Origin of the sequence: Photobacterium sp. WH77, assembly GCF_022014395.1 — a bacterium.
Taxonomy (GTDB): domain Bacteria; phylum Pseudomonadota; class Gammaproteobacteria; order Enterobacterales; family Vibrionaceae; genus Photobacterium; species Photobacterium arenosum.
The window spans coordinates 1-20,664 of sequence record NZ_JAKLTE010000006.1; the positions used below are offsets into that span (position 1 = coordinate 1).

Below are 20,664 nucleotides of genomic sequence, written 5' to 3' on the forward strand. Positions count from 1 at the left end.
ATTAGCTAGAAATAGCTTGCAGGGGATTAGTTCAGCCCGGTAGAACGTCGGTCTCCAAAACCGAATGTCGGCGGTTCGAATCCGTCATCCCCTGCCACTTATAAAAAGCCTCGTCTTCGGACGGGGCTTTGTCGTTTCTGAGAGTCAGCGTGTTACGCTGATGTCGGCGGCTGGATCGTCAGCCCGCTGAGGCGCCTGTTCGATCGTCCGTCATCCTTTGCCACTTTGAAAAGCCTCGTCTCCGGACGGGGCTTTGTTGTTTCTGATATGTCCGGTCAGTGTATATGGATACAGATTTGTGAGTCGTATTTGGGTGTTATCTTCTAAGTGGATCTGAGTTACAGAAATTGCGCTTAGGTGTGGAAAATGTCTGATGATAATATGGTCAAATCAGAGATGGATGCAGGTGCAGAATGTTCAGAAAGCTCGCCATTGTTGTTGGTTTAACCCTGCTGGTCGCCGGAGGCGGAACCTATTACTCATTTGATATCCCTGATCAAGCGCAGGTGACAGACGCAGTGCAGGGAAAACAGTATAGTATTCATTGTCTTGATGCTAAGCCGAAAGCGGCCATTGATCGGAATGGAATGCTTCAGGTTACAGTCTGGAATATCTATAAACAGCAACGTGACACTTGGCAGACAGCACTGGAAACATTCAGTGCAGACAGTGATCTGGTGTTGATCCAGGAAGCCAAGCTGAGTGAGTCTTTTCGTCACTATCTGGCGCAGAGTCCATGGCAGGTCACGATGGCAAATGCGTTTGCTTTTCTGGATACGCCTGCGGGCGTGATGAACCTTTCGCGCCATCAGGCGGCACAGACATGCGCTTATCTGGCTGTTGAACCCTGGTTGCGTATTCCAAAGTCTGCGTTGCTAGCCAGATTCCCGCTGACGAATGGGCAGCAGCTGACGGTGGTGAATCTGCATGGGATAAATTTTGCGTGGGGACTGGACGAATACAGGGCACAGTTTAACGCTTTGTCAGAACAGCTTGAACAAGCCAAGGGACCGGTATTATTGGCAGGCGACTTTAATACCTGGCGGCAAGAGCGTATGGCTGTGGTGACCCGTTTTATTGAAGAGTTGGGTCTGCATGAAGTTACCCTTGATAAAGACCTGCGTACCCGGGTTCTAGGTTGGCCACTTGATCATTTATTTTATCGTGGCCTTAAACTGGAACAGGCTGAGGCACCGGGAACCGATGCCTCAGATCATCATCCAATCATCGCCCGTTTCAGGCTGTTAGAATCAAAAGGGGCCAAACAGTAACGACCAGTAACCAAGGTAATGTAGCAATAACAATGGCTTTGGCACGCTCGATACCACACCACAGGCTGACTGCTATATAACTAAGCGCAATATACCAAGGTGCAAGCAAAGGAATGCTAGAGGCAAAAGCGGCCCAGGGATGATTCATCGGCAGTTTGATGAAAGCGTTCAGGCTGTTCAAATCAGCGGCGTTTGGCAGTACTTGCGATGGGTTGAACAGCACATTCAGATAGCTGGCCAGATCGCCAATCAGAGTTGGTAGCATAATAAAGCAGCTTGCAGCCAGCCACTTGCCGAAACTTTGCGGTGCTTTACTGTTCTTGGTCGCCAGGTTCAACCAAAGTGCCAGAAGCAGGAGGTTGGCAGTGCGACCGAAAATATCACTGAACACTTCTCCTGCAAGCAGCACTTCCCGTGATAGCCAATCAAGCTGATTTTCTTCCGTAAGCTGGGCTAACTGGTTGCGAAGTGTGTCTTGCAGCCAGGCCAAATCGACCTGATTAAAGTAACTGCCCCACAAACCAAAGGGGGTGAGTATCAATAACAGATAAGGTAACAGCGCCCATTTAGGGCGCTGGTGCAATGCAGTAAAGCAATCTACCGGTGAGCGAAACAAGTCCAGTAAAGCGATAAATGGATTGCTGGACGGCATCATACGCTCACCTTAGTGACATCAACAAACAGCTTCAGTTTTTGACCCGGCTTGAGGTACTTTTGGCTCCCCAGTTGATTCCATTTAATCACATCTGCCAATTTTACATTGAACCGATCCGCGATAGCACTGAGGTTGTCACCGGTTCGGACTTCATAATAAACCGTTCTGATCACACCGCCGTTTTGGCTGGTTTTCCAGATGTTCAGCTTCTGTCCGACGCGAAGCGTTGATTGCTTGCTTAAGCCGTTCCACTTCATCAGCTCTTTAATACTGACTTTCTGCTTTTTCGCGATGGTCCACAAACTATCACCGGGTTCCACCTTGTAAATCGTGCGGTATCCGCTGCCGTGGCTAACCTGGGAGCGAACTTCGGTCAGGCTTGGAAATGCATTTTCACCATTCATAGCAACAGGGATAAGAATATACTTACCCTCTCTGATGCCTGAACCTGCCATTTTGTTAGCCCGCTGAATAAGATCAACCGAGGTATGGTGCTTCTTGGCCAGTACGCTCAGGCTGTCCCCGGCTTTGACCTGGTAGCGCACGACTTTCATGCCCTGTCGGCCATTCTCTTCAAAGGATTGATTGAACGTCGCGACATTAGCGACCGGTAGCAGGAGATGCGTTTGACCTTCGGGGGCTGTTGCCCACTGATTATAAGCAGGATTGAGCGATTTCAGTTCCGAAAGAGAAAGTCCTGCATATTTAGCGGCCATGGCTAGATCCATTTGGGTTTTTGGATCGACGGTTTCAACCGCAGGCTCATTGGCAATGAAGGGAATATCGACGCCGTATTTGCTTTGATGACGGACAATGTCAGCAACAGCTAGCAGCTTGGGAACGTATCCGCTGGTCTCTTTGGGCAGATCCAGTGACCAGAAGTCTGTAGGTTTACCGGCTTTCTTATTTTCACGAATCGCCCGGAATACTCTGCCTTCTCCTGAGTTATAAGCGGCAAGAGCATGAAGCCAGTTACCATCGAAACGGCGGTTGAGGTACTCAAGCAGGTCAAGGGCAGCTTCGGTTGACTGGACGACATCACGACGGCCGTCGTACCACCAGTTTTGCTTCAGGCCAAACTGACGGCCAGTACCTGGGATGATTTGCCACAAACCGGCCGCGCGGCCATGTGAATAGGCAAACTGATCAAATGAGCTTTCTACGATAGGCAGCAGTACCAATTCCAGCGGCATGCCACGTTTTTCGACGGCGTCAGTAATGTAGTAGAGGAAGGGTTCTGCACGTGAAGCGACAATAGTGAGATGCCCGGGGTGGCGAAGATACCAGTTGCGGTAGTAATTGACACGCTTGTTATCCGGGACATCGAGCTTGAGCTGCATGGCAATGCGTTGCCATGCATCATCCTGTTCCTGTGGTGTCACCACGGGTGCCGGCGGCGCAACATCAGCCATTGGTGTATCCAATGCGGTCACTGGCTTGTCTGCTGTGCCTGTATCTGTATTGTTATTATTTTGCGCTGCAGCTGAACTTTCCTGATTAGTTGCCACAGGCTCTTGTTGAGAATTTCCTGTTATTTGGCAACCAGCCAGAAGCAGCGCACTCGCTAAAAAAAATCGGTATTTCATGTAACCTGCCTTTAGCCAAAATCGCAGGTGATAATACTTGGCGAAAGGTGCTGGTTACAAGTGACCGTCCTTCAAAAATTGTCCTTCCAACGTCTGAGGGCTGCGAAGGTTTCCAGGTCACTGTCGTTAACCGCTTTATCTGAAACAGCTTTTTTGATACTTGGCTGATCACAACGTAAAAACGGATTGACGCGTTTTTCCAGCCCTAAAGTCGTTGGAATCGTACTTATTCCACGGGCACGTCGCTGACTGACCTCTTCACGGTAACGCTGCAGGTGAGGATTATCCTGCTCAGCAACTAACGCAAAGGCCAGGTTACTACTGGTATATTCATGCGCACAGAAAACTTCAGTTTCGTCTGGCAATGCGGTTAATTTTTGTAACGAACTGTACATCTGGGCTGCTGTGCCTTCAAAAAGGCGGCCACAGCCAGCCGAGAACAATGTATCGCCGCAGAAAAGTTTGCCATCGCCAACGTAGGCAATATGTCCCGAGGTATGGCCGGGCAAGCCTAACACCATGAAACGTTCGTCGAAAATATCGACCTGATCGCCATCTTCGACAGACTGTGTCAGTCCGGGAATGGCCTCAGATCCGGGGCCGACTATTTTACAGGCAGGAAAAGCTCGCTTAAGTTCACTGATTCCGCCAACATGATCATGATGGTGATGGGTAATCAGGATTGCTTCAAGTGTCAGATTGCTGGTGTTTAAGCAATCCAGAACAGGAGTGGCGTCACCCGGGTCAACAACAACGCAGCGATTATCCGGCCCTTGAACTAGCCAGATGTAATTGTCGTTAAATGCAGGTATGCTCTTAATAGTTAGCATGAAATTGTCTCCAGTCCTTGATGTGTGAGTCATCATTTATGAAGCCAGCCCGCACGATAAAAGAAATCGACACACCCTATTCCTGGTCTCAGCTGGTTCAGGGAGAATGGGCGGCACAAATGCTTCAGGCTCAGCTGGATGAATGGTGGCCGAGACTCTTTGGCTACCACATGCTGAAGTTGGGCGGCCTGAGCTGCGAATTTGTCAGTGGCCATTGTAACATCCGCCATCAGGTTTGTATTGATCGCGATAATCCGCTTCGGAATCTTGAAGCCGATCCGATGGCATTACCTTTTCTGGAAAAGTCCTTTGATGCCTGTGTGTTAGCGCATCAGCTGGATTTCTGTGGCGATCCCCATTCTCTGCTTCGGGAAGTTGACAGGGTGCTGGTCGATGACGGCTATCTGCTGATCACAGGTTTTAATCCACTGAGCTTGCACGGTATGCGGGGGCTGTTGCCCTGGAACCGGAAACGTGCGCCTTGGTCGGGGCGTATGTTCATGCCTATCCGGGTCAAAGACTGGCTGGGGGTGCTGAATTACGAAGTCGTGTTTCATGAAAACCTGGCGATATTACCGCCCACCAGATATCCGGCGTTTTCTGCCTGGGCAGAAAGTATGCTATCGGGCTCCTTCTCCGGAGTCGGCGGGATTTATCTGATTGTGGCCAGAAAGCGAACCTTTCCACTCAAGCCGATCAAGCCAAGCTGGAAGCTGCGGCGACAACTCACGCCAATCAGTGTGAATTGCCGCACTCAGGCTAATAAGAAGCAGTCGGGATAATACCGACTGAGAGCAGTCAGCTTTCCTGGTAACCGGTATCGTCTTTCGAGGGGGATTCGGCCGCCTGGCGGGCCAGCTCGTCACAGCGTTCATTTTCGGGATGGCCGGCATGGCCTTTTACCCAGTGCCAGCGGACTTGATGGCGTTGCGTTTCCTGTTCCAACTGCTGCCACAGATCAGCATTTTTGACCGGTTTTTTATCTGCCGTTTTCCAGCCACGCTTTTTCCAGTTGTGGATCCACTGTGTGATACCCTGACGCACATATTGGCTATCAGTGGTCAAATCAACGTCGCAAGACTCTTTGAGGCTGGCCAGTCCGACTATGGCTGCTAACAATTCCATGCGATTATTGGTGGTCATGAAGAAGCCATCATTGAGCTCTTTGACATGGCCTTTATAACGTAAAATTGTGCCATAGCCGCCTGGGCCTGGGTTGCCGAGGCAAGAACCGTCGGTGAAAATCTCTACCTGCTTGGTCATCTTTGGTAGTATTCATCTTTATTAAAACTCTAGTCTGACATAACCGATACTATGAAAGCCACCAATGAACGCATAATTGTATTTGATACCGAAACCACAGGTATGAATATGACCGGCCCTCACTATGAAGGGCATCGCATCGTTGAAATCGGTGCTGTGGAAATCGTTAACCGAAAATTCACCGGACGGACTTTTCACGTCTACATCAAACCGGATCGGCCGATTGATCCAGAAGCCGTTGCCGTTCATGGTATTACGGATGATTTTCTGCGCGATAAGCCGTCTTATGCTGACATCCATCACGAGTTCATGGATTTTATCCGCGGTGCTGAGCTAGTCGCACATAACGCCCCCTTCGATATCGGCTTCATGGATTATGAATTCAGGAAGCTGGATCCTTCTATCGGAAAAACCACCGACTTTTGCTCGGTGACCGATACCCTGGACATGGCGAAGAAAATCTTCCCGGGTAAACGCAACAATCTGGACATACTTTGTTCGCGCTACGGTATTGATAACTCTCACCGTACTCTGCATGGCGCTTTGCTCGATGCTGAGATCCTGGCCGACGTTTATCTGATGATGACGGGCGGGCAGACCTCACTGGCATTAAATGCCGCCGGTGAAGAAAGTGACAGCGGTGCAGAAAGCGGGATACGTCGTCTTGCCTCGGGAAGGAAAACATTAAAGATTATCCGTGCTTCTGCCGATGAACTAGAAGCGCATGAAGCGCGTTTAGATATCATCGAGAAAAAAGGTGACGTCACACTCTGGCGTCGATAGGAGAAGCATGCGAAGGCTAGCGTTACTGTCTACATTGATCCCGGTGCTGCTTGGTACGCAAAGCGTGCAGGCTGCGTCCTGGCTGGACAACCGATTCCGGGTTGATCCTACCATCAAGCAAGTGGCCTTCGTGGTAGAAAGAGAATCCGAGAACCAGAATGTGGTCTTGGTCAGGCCGGACGGGGAGAAATACTATCCGTGGCGGCATCCGGATAATGTCGCCTGGCACGAAGAACCGGGCAGGGACATCATTACGATTGAAAACCCGATGCCGGGCCCCTGGCAGGCGGTTGGCCGGGTCAGTGATAAGAATCAGGTCAAGGTGCTTTCAAACCTGAAGCTGGATGTGGCACCGTTGCCGGAAAGATTATATCAGAGCGAATCTTACAAATTCACTGCTCGCCTGACACAAGATGGTGAGTTGCTCACTGACCGGGATTTTCTCGACAGCGTCAAGATGTCGGTGAACTTCTTTGAATATGTGGACGAGCCTGAAACGCAATCTGAAGATGCTTTGCCCACCCCTCTGTCATTGGGCGAGTTTGCCGATGATGGGCTGAATCTTGATGAAGCCCCCGGAGACGGTGTGTTCACCGTCGCCCTGCCGGTACATATCCAGCCGGGGCGATACCGGGTGAATATCACCTCTGGCAATGGTATTTTTCTCCGTACTCATGAGCAGCAGGTCATGGTTTACCCGCCACCGGTATTATCCACCTTCATTCAGGCGAGAGCGCAGGAAGATTCCCATAAGTTGGTGGTGACCTCTGATGAAGGCATGATTGAGCCGGGCTCTGTGTCGGTGCATGTTGAGCAGGATGCACCGGATGGCAGCGTGACTATCAGCCAGGAACAGTCTCAGCCAGAGACAACCAATGTGGACGTTGCCGTTCCTAACCTGCAACAGCCTGGAAGCTATGCCTGGTCTGGGTGGGTGTATGCTACGGATACTTATCAAAAGCGGCCTTTGGTTTTCCCGTTAGAGAAAAGTCATTTTGCCATTACGTCAGTTCTGCAATTAGATAAGAACCTGGCAGAGTACCGTGCCCGACAAGAAGAAAAAGCCAGACTTGAAGCTGAAAAACAGCGACTTGAGGAACAACTGGCCGCCCGCAGTCAGGCATGGAAGGTGATTCTGGCGGGTAACGGTGTGATGGTATTGATGGCGCTTGTCTTTGTGATGCTGAGAAAAAGGCGAACAAAACCGGTTGCTGCAGAACCGGAAGCGCCTAAATTGGAAATACCACCGGATGTCAAAGTCTAGCCGCGTAAAGGAAAGGTGCGGTGAATCCTGAACTCGGCTTTATACTAATCAGGCCAGCGAATCAGATGAAAAGAAAAAGGGAAGCGCAATGCTTCCCTTTTGGTTTGTGCTTTCAACAAGCAGATGTGTTTACGCAAGCAGGCAGATACGTAAGCAAATAGTTACGCAGCATTTTCAATGTTTTTCTGCGTATCGGCCATGCCTGCGACTAAACGCTGGGGGTCGAAGTCATCCACATTGATGGTGCGCAGACGACCAGTTTCAGCACGTCGCAGCAGCTCAGCTTCATCTTCGTTGATAGCTTTCAACTCCAGGCCGGTGTCGGCCACTTTATCCAGCTGCATGAACGGCAGTTTTTTACCTGCAGCCTGGCACACTCGGTCGTATAAAGGCTCAGCAGCCAGAATGTCTTTCAGCGCTTCTTCCATCATACCCACGGGGTTAGTCTCAATGGCTTCAAGGAACTGGCCGCGGCCTAACCGGTCACGGGTTTCACTTGGTGTTTGCAGCATAACGGCCAGCTTGTGATCCAGTTTGTCGCTAGGTTGAACACGAGACAGACCACGTGGCAAGATCAGCACGCGTAGCAGCCCGGCAACGGCACGGTTAGGGAAGTTGCGCAGGAACTGGTCGATGGCTTGCTCGGTCTGATACAGCGCATCCTGCAGGCCCCAGTGAACCAGCGGCAGATCTTCTTGCTTACTGCCGTCATCGGCATAACGTTTCAGGGTTGCAGAAGCCAGATACAGCTGGCTCAGGATATCACCCAGACGCGCCGACAGGCGTTCTTTACGCTTCAGTGAGCCACCCAGAACAGCCATGGACATATCAGACAGCAAAGCCATGTTGGCACTGTAGCGGTTCAATTGCTGGTAATAACGTTTAGTGGCGTCTTTACGCGGCGAAGAAGATCCGCGACCGTCGGTCAGGCCCAGCCAGAATGAGCGCATCAAATTACTGATCACAAAGCCAACATGCCCAAACAGCGCATCGTCAAAGTCGATCAGTGCCTGACGCTGGTCTTCGTTGTAGGCGGCATTCATTTCTGTCAGCACATAGGGATGACAGCGAATGGCACCCTGACCATAAATAATCATGGAGCGGGTCAGGATATTGGCGCCTTCCACAGTGATCGCGATAGGTGCCCCCTGATAGCCACGCGCCAGGAAGTTACTTGGACCCAGGCAGATGCCTTTACCGCCGATGATGTCCATCGCGTCTATGATTCCGCGCTGGCTGCGGTGAGTACAGTGGTATTTCACGATGGCAGAAATAACCGACGGCTTTTCACCGAGATCAATACCGGAGACAGTCAGGCTGCTGGCAGCGTCCAGCACATAAGCATTACCGGCAATACGTGCCAGCGGCTCTTCAATACCTTCCATCTTACCGATAGGCAGCTTGAACTGGCGACGGATACGTGAGTAGGCGCCGGTTGCCAGGGCTGTTGTTTTCAGGCCACCTGTGGTGTTTGATGGCAGTGTGATACCGCGGCCAACCGACAGGCATTCCACCAGCATACGCCAGCCTTGCCCTGCCATTTCCTGACCACCAATGATGTAGCTCAGCGGAACGAAGATTTTATCGCCCTGAGTCGGACCATTCTGGAACGGCACGTTGAGTGGGAAGTGGCGGCGACCTATCTTCACGCCGTCTAAATGCGTCGGAATCAGAGCACAGGTGATACCTAGCTCTTCTTCATCGCCCATCAAATGCTCTGGATCGTACAGCTTGAAAGCCAGACCCAAAACCGTGGCCACGGGAGCCAGCGTGATATAACGCTTGTTCCAGGTCAGCTCCATACCCAGGATTTCTTCGCCCTGCCACTGGCCTTTTTTGACAATACCGAAATCTGGAATCGCGCCGGCGTCAGAGCCTGCCTCAGGACTGGTCAGAGCAAAACAGGGAATTTCTTTACCTGCCGCGAGGCGAGGAAGGTAGTGGTTTTTCTGCTCTTCTGTACCGTAGTGTTGCAGCAGCTCACCCGGACCTAATGAGTTAGGCACGCCAACGGTAGATGACATCACCATAGACACACTGGACAGCTTTTGCAGCACCAGTGATTGCGCATAAGCCGAAAACTCCAGACCACCGAACTCTTTCTTGATGATCATGGCAAAGAATTTCTTGTCTTTCAGGTACTGCCAGACTTCCGGAGGGAGATCGGCCATATCATGAGTGACTTCAAAGTCATTGACCATACGGCAGACTTCATTGACCGGGCCTTCCAGGAAAGCTTTCTCTTCTGCACTCAGGCGTGGCGCAGGAATATCATGCAGCTTGTTCCAGTCCGGCGCACCGCGGAACAGATCCGCTTCCCACCAGACAGTGCCGGCGTCGATCGCTTCTTTTTCCGTCCGCGACATTTCCGGCATCACGCCTTTGAAGGCTTTCAGTGCCGGTTTGCTGAGTAATTTCTGACGGATTGCCTGCAGATTCAGCGGCAATGCAATAATCAGGAAAGCCAGCCAGCTGTATTCGCCGGTGATATCCAGCACAGTACCAACAGCAAGCGCTACGGCGAAAACAAGGGTGAAGGTTCTGAGGCTGGCTCTGTGATAAGCGAGCACTCCGGTTATCCCCAACAACCCCAGCAGGTACACGAGTGTAGCCATTGTTTCTTCTCCTTATTAGAGATATTCCCTTAGGGTATTTTTAATGAGTTTTGTATTCGGGTAAGAGGTCATACCACTTGATTTGATTGTAAGGTAATCTTTAGCGAAATGTAAAAATCTTTTTTTGATTTTGCTGAGTAGGTTCTCATCGCCATTGGAGGACAGGGGCGACAAAAAGGCGGAAAAAGTGGCAGGAAATCGGTTTCCCTGTTCGCCGGGACGCTGATATGAGGGGAAAATCACTGCAATTGCTGCCCGGTCAGTCGACACTTCCTAGTGTTTGTGGGTAAACTGCCTGTCAGGGCATATCCGGCAGGGAATTCCTTGCTTTACACAACAAATCACAGAGAAAAGCCTATGTACCAAGATCTCATTCGTGCCGAACTGACTGAAGCGGCGGACGTACTGAACCGATTCATCAGCGATGAAAAAAATCTGGCGGATATTCAGGCTGCCGCGAAGCTGCTGGCAGATTCTTTCAAACAAGGCGGTAAGGTTTTGTCCTGCGGCAACGGCGGCTCGCACTGTGATGCGATGCATTTTGCCGAAGAGCTGACGGGCCGTTACCGGGATAACCGTCCTGGCTATCCGGGCATTGCGATCTCTGATCCCAGCCATCTGTCTTGTGTCAGTAACGACTTTGGTTATGAATATGTGTTTTCCCGTTACCTGGAAGCGGTTGGTGCGAAAGGCGATGTACTGTTTGGTTTGTCAACGTCCGGTAATTCAGCGAATATTTTGAAGGCCATAGAAGCGGCAAAAGCGAAAGGCATGAAAGTGATTGCACTGACAGGCAAAGACGGCGGCAAAATGGCCGGTATTGCGGATGTGGAAATTCGTGTGCCGCATTTTGGTTATGCTGATCGTATTCAGGAAATTCACATTAAGATCATCCATATTCTTATCATGCTGGTTGAAAAGGAAATGGAAGGGGCCGAGTAATTCGGCAACCTGACTGAGGGACAAGGAAACATGTGTGAATTGCTTGGCATGAGTGCCAACGTACCTACTGATATTTGTTTCAGTTTCACCGGTCTGATGCAACGCGGTGGGCGCACAGGCCCGCACGCAGACGGCTGGGGCATTACCTTCTATGAGGGTAAAGGGTTTCGTACATTCAAAGATCCCAAACCCAGTTGCCATTCTAAAATTGCTGAGTTGGTGCAACAGTATCCGATCAAAAGCTGTGCAGTGATCAGCCATATCAGACAGGCGAACCGGGGTGGGGTGTGTCTGGAAAATACCCATCCCTTTACCCGTGAGCTATGGGGACGCTATTGGACCTTCGCACATAATGGCCAGCTGACAGGGTATGATACCCTGGAAGCGGGGCGCTATCAGTCAGTCGGAGATACAGACAGTGAAATTGCCTTTTGCTGGTTGATGAATCAGATTGACAGCAAATTTCCTCAGCCACCGGATGACTGGAGCCAGATCTTTGAGGTGGTGGCTGAGTGTTGCGATGAGCTGAGGAAGCTCGGTGTATATAACATGCTGCTCAGTGATGGTGAGTTTGTACTGGCTTATTGTACTAATAACCTGCACTGGATCACCCGGCGGGCACCTTTTGGCAAAGCTTCGCTGATTGATGAAGATGTCACCATTGATTTTCAGAAAGAGACCACACCGAATGATGTGGTGACTGTGATTGCGACTCAGCCGCTGACTAATGATGAGCGCTGGCACAAAATGGCAACGGGCGAATTTGCGGTATTCCATTATGGCGAACTGATCAATAAGCGCGTGCTGGACGTACCGGAAGATCCCCCGCCGTCACTAACTTAACCTTGTTTTCTGGATATAAAAAATGCGGCTCTATAGCCGCATTCTTGTATTCAGCACCTGAAAGATCACTCTTCTGAGGCGTAACCCTGTTGTGGCAGACGTTTGCCGTCCAACAAGGCAGCATCATCTTGCATGATCACTCGTCCTTGCAGGAACCACTGACACACCAATGGGTAAATTCTGTGCTCTTGCTGCTGAACCCGCGCCATAACATCTTCAGCCGTATCATCTGAAAAAATCGGCACTTTGGCTTGCAGAATAACCGGGCCACCGTCTAACTCTTCCGTGACAAAGTGCACACTGGTGCCGTGTTCCTGATCGCCGGCATCCAGCGCACGCTGGTGAGTGTGCAGACCGGTATACTTAGGCAGCAGGGAGGGGTGGATGTTCAGCATACGGCCATGGTAGTGACTGACAAAGTCGCCACTCAGGATACGCATGTAGCCAGCTAGCACCACTAAGTCCGGCTGATACCCATCGATGAGATCTGCCAGCGCGCGATCAAAGCTGTCGCGGTCGGCGTAATCTTTTGCAGCGAGATGGGCCGTCGAAATACCGGCCAGTCGCGCACGCTCCAACCCGTAGGCGTCCGATTTATTGGAGATAACGGCTGCAATGCGGCCGTTATCTATCACGCCGTTTTCACAGGCATCTATGATGGCCTGTAAATTAGAGCCGCTGCCTGATATGAGGACAACAATGTTTTTCATTGTTTAGCGAATCTCCACCTGGGCTTCACCCTCGGCAGCATCCGCAATGGTTCCCAGCAGCCAGGCGCTCTCACCTTCAGCGTTGAGCAGGGCAACAGCTTGCTCCGCCTGTGTCTGAGGCAGGGCAATGACCAGGCCAACACCACAGTTAAAGGTACGGTACATTTCATGCGTTTCCACATTGCCCGCGGTTTGCAGCCAGTTGAATACAGCCGGCCACTCCCAGCTTTTGCCATCAATGATCGCTTTTGTACCTTGTGGCAGTACGCGTGGGATGTTCTCCCAGAAACCGCCACCGGTAATGTGAGAGATGGCGTGCAGTTCGCAGCTTTCCATCATCTTCAGTACGGATTTCACGTAAATGCGGGTTGGCTCCAGCAGGTGGTCAGCTAAAGGTCTACCTTCCAGATCCTGAGTCAGATCGGCTTGAGACACTTCAAGGATTTTACGGATCAGAGAATAGCCGTTTGAGTGCGGGCCACTGGATGCGACGGCAATCAGTGCATCGCCTGCTTTCACTTTGGTGCCATCGATGATCTCAGACTTTTCCACGACACCGACACAAAATCCGGCTACGTCGTAATCTTCACCATGGTACATGCCCGGCATTTCTGCCGTTTCACCACCGATCAATGCACAGCCAGACTGTACACAACCTTCACCGATACCGCTCACTACGCTTGCTGCTGTGTCTACGTCCAGCTTACCCGTTGCATAGTAGTCGAGGAAAAACAGTGGTTCTGCACCCTGTACGATCAGATCGTTCACACACATGGCGACCAGGTCGATACCAATGGTGTCGTGCTTTTTCAGATCCATCGCCAGACGCAGCTTGGTTCCTACCCCGTCTGTGCCAGAAACAAGTACAGGTTCTTTGTACTTGGTCGGCAGTGAGCACAGGGCGCCAAATCCACCCAGACCACCCATGACTTCAGGACGAGTTGTGCGTTTGACTACACCTTTGATTCGATCAACCAAGGCATTCCCTGCATCAATATCGACACCTGCATCTTTGTAACTAAGAGAAGAATGATTACCGCTCACAACAGATCCTCACCGGTTAAATCGCAAAATCCGCAGTATGATAACAGCAGTCAGGGCGGAAAGGAAAACGTTTGCGTCAAATATTCCTGGTGGAGGAATGCTAAGCAGATAAGCTGCTATTCCCTACCTGTAAGACTATGGACTAGTGTATAATAGATCGATTTTTTTGAAATTTTGTTGTGTAGGAGTCCAAGATGAAAGTCGTTGAGGTAAAACATCCGCTGGTGAAGCATAAAATTGGCCTGATGCGTGAAGCCGACATCAGCACCAAGCGGTTCCGCGAGCTGGCGACAGAGGTGGGAAGCCTGCTGACTTATGAAGCGACGTCTGACTTCGAAACAGAGACAATTACCATTGAAGGTTGGAATGGCCCGGTTGAGGTTGATCAAATCAAAGGTAAGAAAGTGACAGTGGTGCCGATTCTGCGTGCCGGCCTGGGTATGATGGACGGTGTGCTGGAACATATGCCAAGTGCCCGCATCAGTACTGTCGGTATTTATCGTGATGAGGAAACGCTGGAGCCTGTGCCTTATTTCCATAAGCTGGCATCAAACATTGATGAGCGTATGGCGCTGGTGGTTGATCCTATGCTGGCGACCGGTGGTTCTATGATTGCCACTATTGATTTGCTGAAAGAGCACGGCTGTAATGCCATTAAAGTGCTGGTGCTGGTGGCAGCGCCTGAGGGCATTGCGGCTCTTGAGAAAGCGCACCCGGATGTAGAGCTGTACACAGCGGCTATCGATCAGAAGCTGAACGACAAAGGCTATATCGTCCCAGGTCTGGGTGATGCCGGTGACAAAATCTTTGGCACTAAGTAACAGCAGTTAATGCGCATAAAAAAACCGGCAGTTCGCCGGTTTTTTTGACTCTGTCTATTGGCTCAGAATAATGGGATCAGACGTCGTTAGAACCCATTTGTGCATTATCCACCACTTTGCTTTCACCCAAGTCTTTCGGCAGCACCAGGTTCAGGACAATGGCAACGATACCGCACAAGCTGATGCCCTGCAGGCTGAATTCGCCAATGCCAAACGCCATGCCGCCAATACCGAACACCAGAGTCACAGCCACAATCACCAGATTGCGTGATTTGTGCAGATCGACCTGATGCTTAATCAGAGTATTCAGCCCTACTGTCGCGATAGAGCCGAACAGCAAAATCATGATACCTCCCATCACAGGCACAGGTATGGTTTGCAGTGTGGCGCCCAGCTTACCGACAAAAGCCAGAATGATGGCAGTGACAGCGCTCCAGGTCATGATGGCCGGGTTGAATGCTTTGGTTAGCATAACGGCACCTGTGACTTCTGAATAAGTGGTATTAGGCGGCGCGCCAAACATGGATGCGGCAATGGTTGCCACGCCGTCACCGGCCATGGTGCGGTGCAGACCCGGTTTTTTGAGATAGTCTTTGCCCGTCACATTCGAAATGGCCAGCATGTCACCGACGTGTTCAACAGCCGGGGCAATCGCCACAGGGATCATGAACAGAATGGCATTGATATTGAATTCTGGCATGGTGAAATTCGGCATGGCCAGCCAGCTTGCTTGCTGTACCGGTGTGAAATCGACCACACCGAATGCCAGGCTGGTGGCATAACCGGCCAGAATACCTGAGATGATAGGCACGAGCTTGAAAATGCCTTTGGCGAGTACGCTGACCAGAATAGTCACGAGCAGCGAGATACTGGCAATCCACAAAGCCACATCGCCGTTTACAATCTGGATGGCGCCATCACCACTTTTTCCCAGCGCCATGTTGACTGCCGCAGGTGCCAGCCCTAACCCGATCACCATGATGACGGGGCCGACCACCACAGGCGGAAGCAGTTTATGGATAATGCCGACCCCGCGGACTTTAATCACACTGGCCATGATCAGGTAGATCACCCCGGCCATCATCAGGCCACCGAGTGTCGCAGGGATCCCCCAGGTTTGGACGCCGTAAAGGATGGGAGCGATGAAAGCAAAAGAGGAAGCAAGGAAGATGGGGACACTGCGTTTGGTGATGACCTGGAAAAGTAAGGTGCCGATACCGGCGCCGAACAGCGCGACGTTGGGATCCAGTCCGGTTAAAAGCGGCACCAGAACCAGCGCACCAAATGCTACAAAAAGCATCTGCACACCTTGTAATATCTGCATCATTGTCACGAATCTCCCTTGGTATAAAAAAATCGCGCAATGCTAGCACAAGCGCAAACGTTTCCCCAATGATCCTGAATATTAATTTTATAGTCTTGTTATTAGTGTGGCGTGAAAGGCTAAAGCTGGCGGACTGTCTATGATTTCATCTTGCGATACGCGTAGTAAGTTTGTTCAGGACGAGAACCTCTGATGCAAGGTTAATCTGTCTGAAGAAAGAAAGCTAACTTGTCCCCGTTTTTGGTATTTTTTTATGGTAAATAACGTCATTTGTCGCTAGCTAAGGTATAGTGAGCCCTGTCAATTTGCTGACGTCAGGTTATGGCTCACTGCAGTCATAACTCTCACAACAGGATGATTCTCATCCTTTATTTACAATGATATTCGACGAGTGATTTATGTGGCGTGTTGCTTTTTTTCTTGTAGCGCTCATGGCTTTGCCGCTGCAGGCGGCTACAGTGAATACTTTATATCAGGCGCAGGTGCCTCTGCCTGATTCCGACCGGCAAACGGAGCGAACCGCACGGGTTGCCGCCTTACAACAAGTGCTGGTGAAAGTGTCCGGGCAGCGAGACATCGTCAGCAATGACGTTATCCGGAAAGCGCTGGAAAACAGCAGCTCTTATGTCAGCCAGCTGGGTTACGGCAATGAGCAGGGACAGCCGGTGCTGGAAATCAGTTTTGACAGCGAGAAAATCCGTACACTGCTGACTCAGGCCAGTGCCACGTTTTGGTCCGAGCAACGACCCACTGTGCTTGTCTGGCTGGTGGAAGAGGCTAATCGTGATCGCGCGATAGTGTGGGATCAGTCCGGTAATAGCCTGCAAGCTAGTCTGAACCTGGCGGCGGCGCACCGTGGTGTGCCAGTGCTGCTGCCCATCGGTGATTTTCAGGACGTGACCGCTATCAGTGTGCCGGATTTGTGGGGCGGATTTTCGCAGCCAATTGCGAATGCCAGCACTCGTTATCAGCCCGATGCAGTACTGATTGCGCGTGTTCAGCGTCGCAGCGACAGCATGCAGCTGGCCTGGCAACTGTATCCGAGTTCACCGGCAGCCATGCTGGATGGCAACTCAGCATCACTTGAGGGGCGTAACAGTGGAGACAGTGTGGCGGCCATTACGGCGATGATGGATCAGGTTGCCGACAATCTGGCATCACGCTATGCCGTCCAGCTGGGTGGTGCCACCGAAGGCGGTTTTGCCATTGACGTGGCTAATGTGCGCCGGGTTGAAGACTTTTTTCTGCTTGAGAAACTGCTGAAAGATCTCAGCTCAGTGGCCTCTGTGAATGCCAGCCATTTGCAGGGTGATAAGGTCCGCTTTGCGATTCAGCTGTTGAGCAACGAACAGGTGTTTGCCCGCGAGTTGAGTATGGAACCCAGGATTCAGGCACAGCCGGCTGCGTCGCTGGTGCGTGATGTCGCCTTTGATAATCAATCCGCAGAGGATACAACTCCAGCGAAGCAGGAAGGTATGATAGTGCCGACCTCCAGAGAAGGATCGGCGTCTGAGCCCTTGTCTCAGCTGGATGTGTCTGGCACTCAGGCTGCAACATCCAGCATCGGTTTGTATTACTGGAACCCAAGCGCCTGATACTATTGCAGAAAATTATCGTAAAAAAGCCCCCAGGCTGAGTGCCGGGGGCTTTTTTCATCTCATTGTCTTTACTTATCGCCGTGGGCTTCCCGCTCTTCCCGCTCAACCTGAGACAGTTTTTTAAGCTTGTTGCCCAATTCCCGGCTCCGTGTCCGTGCAAACAGAATGTTGGCGAAAAAAGCCGCGGTGGCCAGTCCGAGTTCAATCAAGGCCAGCCAGCGCTCTCCGCCGTCAATCCAAAGCAGCGTCAGGGCATGCAGAAAATAGAACATCAGAATGAAGTTTGCCCAGGCGTGGGTGTAAGGCTTACCTTGCAGCATTCCTTTGAGAGGCAGCAGCAAAGGCAGTATCCACATCCCGGCAACCACATAGTTGTTCAGGTGCGGGTGGGGCGAAATCACGCTCTGCCACAGAAAAACCCACAGCAGCAGAGACAGGTTGGCTGTCAGTGCGAAGTAGCGTAATTTCTGTGTTGAAGGGCTCATCGGTTTCATATTGGTATCCGTATCCTAAAACTGCGCAGGTGCGACTGGATAATACTTATTGATGTAATTGCCTGGCCGTTTGTGCCAGCCTTTTGCCTAACGCTTGCGCCAGAGCGGCTTCATCTGGTGTCAGTCCGTCGTTCTGATTGAGGTGTGAGGCACCATAGGGAGTACCGCCAGACTGGGTGGTATGCAGCAGTGGTTCGGAGTAAGGCAGTCCTAATACCAGCATGCCGTGATGCAGAAGCGGTAACAGCATGGACTGCAGTGTTGTCTCCTGTCCGCCATGCATTGAAGACGATGCGGTAAACACGCAGGCAGGTTTGCCAATCAGGCTGCCCGAGAGCCATTGCGCACTGGTACTGTCGATGAAGTGTTTCAGTGGCGCGGCCATATTGCCAAAGCGAACAGGGCTGCCCAGGGCCAGCCCCTGGCACTGCTCCAGATCAGCGACAGTCACAAAGGGATCGCCGTTGTCCTGAGCGTTTTCCAGCTCGCCGTTTGCACGTATCTCAGGGACGGTACGCAGTACCGCCTCACACCCCTCAATCTGGCCAATGCCTCGTGCTATCTGTCTGGCGAGCTGGCGGGTGCTGCCATGGCGGCTATAGTAGAGCACCAGAATGGGCAGCATCAGAGGATATCCAGTACTTGCTCAGGCGGACGGCCAAGCGCCGCTTTGTCACCTTTGACCACGATAGGGCGCTCAATCAGTTTGGGGTGGGCAACCATAGCGTCACGCAGCGCCTGCTCAGAGACTGAGTCGTCGGCCAGATTCAGTTCTTTGTAGATGTCTTCTTTGGTGCGCATCATCTGGCGGGCAGAGTCAAATCCCAGCTTTCGCTGCAGCTCGGCTAATTGCTCAGCGGAAGGCGTCTCTTCCAGATACTTAATAATGTCTGGCTGGATGCCTTTGCTTTCAAGCAGGTTTAAAGTTTCCCGGCTTTTTGAGCAGCGTGGATTGTGATAAATAGTGACAGACATAATAGCTCCCGGATTGTCGGTATCTAATTGTTAGGTAAAGTTGTTAAGGTAAAGCCCGCCAGAATCAGCGGGCTAAATAACGGATATTAAGGTGACGTGCCGCTTTGATCAGAGATCGGCAAATCTGGCTCGTGCCAGACGCAGCTGATCGATGCGTGCGTCATATCTGGCCTGATCCAGCGAGCCGACATCGACTATCTGGCTGGCCTGAATATAATTCTGGATCGCTTTTTCCCAGTCGCCGCGTAATGCCATTACTTCCGCACGTGCTGCCAGCTCACCGTCTCTGCGTCCGATGCCGGCATAAGCCTCGGCCAGCATCCCCCAGCCGTTGATATCGGCTGGATTATCATAGGTAAAGCGGCTTAACAGCGACAGGCTGTCTTTCGCCCGGCCTGCTTCAAGGAGGGCGTGGGCCAGGTTGAGCCTGAGGACGGCATTTTCCGGGTTGGACTTAAGCGCGTGCTGTAACCGGTTAATGGCACTGTCATAGCGTTTCTGGAACAAATCTAAATCGGTTGCAGAATCAATAAAGAAACGGTTACCTGGCTCGGCCTGCAGCAGCGGCATCAGCAATTCACGTGCCTGGTCATATTTTCCGCTGTCCATATACACTACAGCCTTGCCGTAATTTACTGCCATCAGGGTGGCGCCGTGTGCCTCTTTTCCTTTGCGGTTGAACCAGTCCAGCGCATTTCGGCTGTCCAGATTGGCATATCGCGCGATGATTCTGGCCTGAGCCAGCAGATAGTTTTCCGAAACGGCTACACGGCGAGGCGGATACTGAGCAGCGCGGCTTCGGGTATCAGCAATACGGGATTCCGGTAATGGGTGAGTCAGCAACATAGCAGGTGGCGTACTGGCGTATCGGTACTGGTCGGCTAAACGGCCAAAAAAGCCCGGCATAGCCTGAACATCAAACCCGGCTTTGGCTAAGGTCGCAATGCCAATGCGGTCTGCTTCCATCTCATTGCTGCGAGTATAGTTTATCTGGCCTTGCACTGAGGCGGCGGTGGTCGCCTGCATGGCAGCAATACCTGCTTCCGGTGAGGCAATCGCCAGCATGAGTGAGCCAATCAGAGCAGCCATAGTGGCAGGTGATTTCTTGGCTTGATCTTCCATGCTTCTGGCCAGATGGCGCTGAGTGATGTGGGCAATTTCGTGCGCCATCACAGAGGCCAGCTCACTTTCACTTTGGGCATGCAAGAACAGTCCGCTGTGCAGGGCAACGTGGCCGCCAAAAAAAGCAAAGGCGTTCACTTCCCGGTTCTGAATCAGAAAAAACTCAAACGGAGTGCGCACATCCTGCGCATTGGCCACTAATCTGTGCCCCAGATCTTTGACATATTCGGACAGTAAAGGGTCATTAATGATAGGTTTACTGGCTCGCAGCAAGCGCATATAAGCATCACCGTACTCCAGCTCTTTTTCGATGGTCAGTGTCGCGGCGGCCGTTGTTCCGATCTCGGGCAGATCTTCCAAAGAAGCCTCAGCCCAGCTCACTGGCGCTGTGCTAAGCAGAGCACACAGCAGCAAACAAACTGGCTTTTTGACAAATCGAAGCTTAGAAAAGGTGATCATCTTCATTCGTATGTTGATATTCCGGTTGCTGCGGGATTTGCAGTTAATCAATCTGCGCGCTTACA

General features: G+C 51.5%; 20 protein-coding genes and 1 tRNA gene. 9 read left to right on the plus strand and 12 right to left on the minus strand.

What is annotated here, in order from left to right; translation table 11 throughout:
* Positions 1-20: 20 nt before the first annotated feature.
* Both L6J37_RS07850 and L6J37_RS07855 read left to right on the plus strand, forming a co-directional pair.
* Positions 21-97: transfer RNA gene (locus tag L6J37_RS07850), tRNA-Trp, on the plus strand.
* A gap of 316 nt (positions 98-413) precedes the next feature.
* Complete coding sequence (locus L6J37_RS07855) at positions 414-1,271, plus strand: endonuclease/exonuclease/phosphatase family protein (protein WP_192014561.1); 858 nt, start codon at positions 414-416, stop codon at positions 1,269-1,271.
* Here L6J37_RS07855 and L6J37_RS07860 read toward each other — a convergent pair.
* From L6J37_RS07860 to gloB, 3 genes are all read right to left on the minus strand, one after another.
* Positions 1,237-1,926, minus strand: coding sequence for a YIP1 family protein (locus tag L6J37_RS07860; RefSeq protein WP_192014562.1), 690 nt, complete (start codon positions 1,924-1,926; stop codon positions 1,237-1,239). The genes L6J37_RS07855 and L6J37_RS07860 overlap by 35 nt on opposite strands.
* On the minus strand, positions 1,923-3,512 hold the full coding sequence (locus tag L6J37_RS07865; RefSeq protein WP_237794715.1) for a LysM peptidoglycan-binding domain-containing protein: 1,590 nt from the start codon (positions 3,510-3,512) through the stop codon (positions 1,923-1,925). Before L6J37_RS07865 ends, L6J37_RS07860 begins: the two co-directional genes overlap by 4 nt.
* Before the next feature lie 71 nt (positions 3,513-3,583).
* Positions 3,584-4,342, minus strand: coding sequence for a hydroxyacylglutathione hydrolase (gene gloB, locus L6J37_RS07870; RefSeq protein WP_192014564.1), 759 nt, complete (start codon positions 4,340-4,342; stop codon positions 3,584-3,586).
* A gap of 38 nt (positions 4,343-4,380) precedes the next feature.
* Here gloB and L6J37_RS07875 point away from each other — a divergent pair, with 38 nt between their 5' ends.
* On the plus strand, positions 4,381-5,124 hold the full coding sequence (locus L6J37_RS07875; RefSeq protein ID WP_192014565.1) for a methyltransferase domain-containing protein: 744 nt from the start codon (positions 4,381-4,383) through the stop codon (positions 5,122-5,124).
* A 16-nt stretch (positions 5,125-5,140) separates the two neighbouring features.
* Here the strand turns inward: L6J37_RS07875 and rnhA are convergent, their stop codons facing one another.
* Complete coding sequence (gene rnhA / locus L6J37_RS07880) at positions 5,141-5,605, minus strand: ribonuclease HI (protein WP_192014566.1); 465 nt, start codon at positions 5,603-5,605, stop codon at positions 5,141-5,143.
* Positions 5,606-5,656: 51 nt separating this feature from the next.
* Between rnhA and dnaQ the strand changes: the two genes are divergently transcribed.
* On the plus strand, positions 5,657-6,388 hold the full coding sequence (gene dnaQ / locus L6J37_RS07885) for a DNA polymerase III subunit epsilon (RefSeq protein ID WP_218383886.1): 732 nt from the start codon (positions 5,657-5,659) through the stop codon (positions 6,386-6,388).
* A 7-nt stretch (positions 6,389-6,395) separates the two neighbouring features.
* Positions 6,396-7,652, plus strand: a complete 1,257-nt coding sequence (locus L6J37_RS07890) for a TIGR03503 family protein (RefSeq protein ID WP_192014568.1) — start codon at positions 6,396-6,398, stop codon at positions 7,650-7,652.
* 161 nt (positions 7,653-7,813) lie between these two features.
* Here the strand turns inward: L6J37_RS07890 and fadE are convergent, their stop codons facing one another.
* Positions 7,814-10,267: an acyl-CoA dehydrogenase FadE gene (fadE, locus tag L6J37_RS07895; protein ID WP_192014569.1), complete on the minus strand. Its 2,454-nt coding sequence runs from the start codon at positions 10,265-10,267 to the stop codon at positions 7,814-7,816.
* A 357-nt stretch (positions 10,268-10,624) separates the two neighbouring features.
* Here fadE and lpcA point away from each other — a divergent pair, with 357 nt between their 5' ends.
* Together lpcA and L6J37_RS07905 are read left to right on the plus strand one after the other, a co-directional pair.
* A complete protein-coding gene (lpcA, locus tag L6J37_RS07900) occupies positions 10,625-11,209 on the plus strand; it encodes a D-sedoheptulose 7-phosphate isomerase (protein ID WP_120510134.1) in 585 nt (194 codons plus the stop codon).
* A gap of 30 nt (positions 11,210-11,239) precedes the next feature.
* Positions 11,240-12,052: a class II glutamine amidotransferase gene (locus tag L6J37_RS07905; RefSeq protein WP_237794716.1), complete on the plus strand. Its 813-nt coding sequence runs from the start codon at positions 11,240-11,242 to the stop codon at positions 12,050-12,052.
* Positions 12,053-12,117: 65 nt separating this feature from the next.
* Here the strand turns inward: L6J37_RS07905 and purN are convergent, their stop codons facing one another.
* Positions 12,118-12,762, minus strand: a complete 645-nt coding sequence (gene purN, locus L6J37_RS07910) for a phosphoribosylglycinamide formyltransferase (protein WP_192014571.1) — start codon at positions 12,760-12,762, stop codon at positions 12,118-12,120.
* Between the two features lie 3 nt (positions 12,763-12,765).
* Positions 12,766-13,806, minus strand: coding sequence for a phosphoribosylformylglycinamidine cyclo-ligase (gene purM / locus L6J37_RS07915; protein ID WP_192014572.1), 1,041 nt, complete (start codon positions 13,804-13,806; stop codon positions 12,766-12,768).
* 194 nt (positions 13,807-14,000) lie between these two features.
* On the opposite strand from purM, the gene upp reads away from it, so the two are divergent.
* The gene (gene upp, locus L6J37_RS07920) at positions 14,001-14,627 is read left to right on the plus strand and encodes a uracil phosphoribosyltransferase (protein WP_192014573.1); all 627 of its coding nucleotides are present in this window, start codon (positions 14,001-14,003) and stop codon (positions 14,625-14,627) included.
* Between the two features lie 76 nt (positions 14,628-14,703).
* On the opposite strand, the gene L6J37_RS07925 is transcribed toward upp, so the two are convergent.
* Entirely contained in the window at positions 14,704-15,954 is a 1,251-nt protein-coding gene (locus tag L6J37_RS07925) for a uracil-xanthine permease family protein (RefSeq protein ID WP_192014574.1), read from the minus strand.
* 455 nt (positions 15,955-16,409) lie between these two features.
* On the opposite strand from L6J37_RS07925, the gene L6J37_RS07930 reads away from it, so the two are divergent.
* The gene (locus L6J37_RS07930) at positions 16,410-17,546 is read left to right on the plus strand and encodes a DUF2066 domain-containing protein (RefSeq protein WP_237794718.1); all 1,137 of its coding nucleotides are present in this window, start codon (positions 16,410-16,412) and stop codon (positions 17,544-17,546) included.
* Positions 17,547-17,617: 71 nt separating this feature from the next.
* Here L6J37_RS07930 and L6J37_RS07935 read toward each other — a convergent pair whose 3' ends face one another.
* The 4 genes from L6J37_RS07935 to L6J37_RS07950 form a co-directional block, all read right to left on the minus strand.
* On the minus strand, positions 17,618-18,043 hold the full coding sequence (locus L6J37_RS07935) for a DUF2069 domain-containing protein (RefSeq protein ID WP_192014576.1): 426 nt from the start codon (positions 18,041-18,043) through the stop codon (positions 17,618-17,620).
* A 46-nt stretch (positions 18,044-18,089) separates the two neighbouring features.
* On the minus strand, positions 18,090-18,668 hold the full coding sequence (wrbA, locus tag L6J37_RS07940) for an NAD(P)H:quinone oxidoreductase (RefSeq protein ID WP_192014577.1): 579 nt from the start codon (positions 18,666-18,668) through the stop codon (positions 18,090-18,092).
* Positions 18,668-19,018 (minus strand): arsenate reductase (glutaredoxin), encoded by a 351-nt coding sequence (gene arsC / locus L6J37_RS07945; RefSeq protein WP_192014578.1) that lies wholly within the window; start codon positions 19,016-19,018, stop codon positions 18,668-18,670. Before arsC ends, wrbA begins: the two co-directional genes overlap by 1 nt.
* A gap of 108 nt (positions 19,019-19,126) precedes the next feature.
* Complete coding sequence (locus L6J37_RS07950; protein ID WP_237794719.1) at positions 19,127-20,599, minus strand: beta-barrel assembly-enhancing protease; 1,473 nt, start codon at positions 20,597-20,599, stop codon at positions 19,127-19,129.
* Between the last annotated feature and the right edge of the window lie 65 nt (positions 20,600-20,664).